At 76.7% G+C, this 1,456-nt stretch carries 1 protein-coding gene; it reads left to right on the top strand.

From position 1 onward, the window contains the following. Positions 1-75: 75 nt before the first annotated feature. A complete protein-coding gene (locus ADL08_RS09920) occupies positions 76-1,410 on the top strand; it encodes an MFS transporter (protein ID WP_053641712.1) in 1,335 nt (444 codons plus the stop codon). Positions 1,411-1,456: the final 46 nt, after the last annotated feature.

Genomic DNA, 1,456 nt, shown 5'->3' with positions numbered 1-1,456 from the left:
GCCCGACCCGTCCTCACCTCCGCGTGCTCGCACGCGCCCCGCGCCCCGCGCCCCCGACGACAGAAAGCCGACCCCATGGGAACGACGACCCCCGCCCCTCCCGCGCCGCCCGGTGCCAAGTCCTTCGTCGACTGGCCGCGCGTCAGCAGCCTCGTCGTCGGCCAGGCCGCCGTCCAGGCGGGCAGCTTCGCCCTCCTGATCGCCATGAGCTGGACCGCCGTCCAGCTCGGCGGCCGCGGTGCCGTCACGGCCGTCACCCTCGCCGCCACCCTCCCGCGCGCCCTGCTGCTCCTCTTCGGCGGCGCCCTCACCGACGTGCTCGGGCCCCGGGCCGTCCTGCTCCGCGCGACGAGCGTCCGTGTCGCCATCCTCGCGGCCGGGGCGCTCGTCACCGTCACCACCGAGAGCCTGTGGCCGCTGATCGCCATCGCCCTCGTCGACGGCGCCCTGCTCGGCCTCACCGGCCCGGCCTCCGGCGTCCTGCTGCCCCGGCTCGCCTCCCAGGAGCAGCTCGGCCGGGCCAACTCCCTCTTCTCCATGGTGCTGCGCCTGGCCCCCATCGCCGGATCGCCGCTCGGGGCCTGGCTCGTCATCGCCGGCGGCCTCCCCGGCGCCATCGCGGCGGCCGCGATCGGCTGCGTCGTCTGGCTGGGGTGCGCCGCCCACGTGACCCACGGCATGACCCGCCCCGAACGCGTCCCGCAGGGGCCCTCCCTCCTCGCCCGCTCCGGCGACGGCTTCCGCCTCCTGGCCGCCCACCGGCGCCTGCGGTGGATGTTCGTGGCCTGCTTCTGCATGGACCTGGCGTTCCTGTGGCCGGCCGAGGTCGCCCTGCCCCTGCGCGCCGCCGACCGGGGCTGGGGCATCGGCGCCGTGGCCCTGGTCCTGGCCGCCTTCAGCGCCGGCGCGCTCGCGTCCGCCGCCCTCGGCGCGGTCCTCGCCCACCGCATCCCGGCCCACGCCAAGCTCGTGGTGACCGGAACCGGTCTCGCGGCCGGCATGGCGGCCATGGCGCTGGTCCCCACCGCCCCCGTCCTCGCGGCCACGGCCGCCGCCGTCGGACTCCTGTCCGGCCTCAACGGGCCCGCCCTCGTCACCGCCTACCAGCAGGCCGTCCCCGAAGGCCGGATGGGCGCCGCGATGTCCACCTTCACGCTCTCCGGCATCGGCGCGGCACCCCTCTCCCTGGCCGTCTTCACCCCCGTCTCGCTGCACCTCGGGGTGACCGGGACCTGGCTGCTCTGCGCGGGCCTCGCCCTCCTCTCCCCGGTCGCGGCCGCCATCGCCCTGCGCGGCGGCGACAGCGAAAGCAGCAGTAACAGCGACAGCGGCAAGGACACGGAACCGGCCGCCCCGCGCGCCGACGACCGTGCCCGTACCGCACCGGAGCCCACCGCCACTTCCGTGTGAGGCAGACATGATCCAGCCCGTCCTCCCGACCCCACCCGTCCTCCCC

The organism is Streptomyces sp. NRRL F-6492 (assembly GCF_001280125.1).
Taxonomy (GTDB): Bacteria; Actinomycetota; Actinomycetes; order Streptomycetales; family Streptomycetaceae; genus Streptomyces.
The sequence above is the reverse complement of the archived record's forward strand: the minus strand, read 5'-3'. Positions and strand labels throughout refer to the sequence as shown.

Bases quoted from the DNA above. Each gene is read 5' to 3' on its own strand.
- ADL08_RS09920 (WP_053641712.1), top strand. From the start codon at position 76: ATGGGAACGACGACCCCCGCCCCTCCCGCGCCGCCCGGTGCCAAGTCC.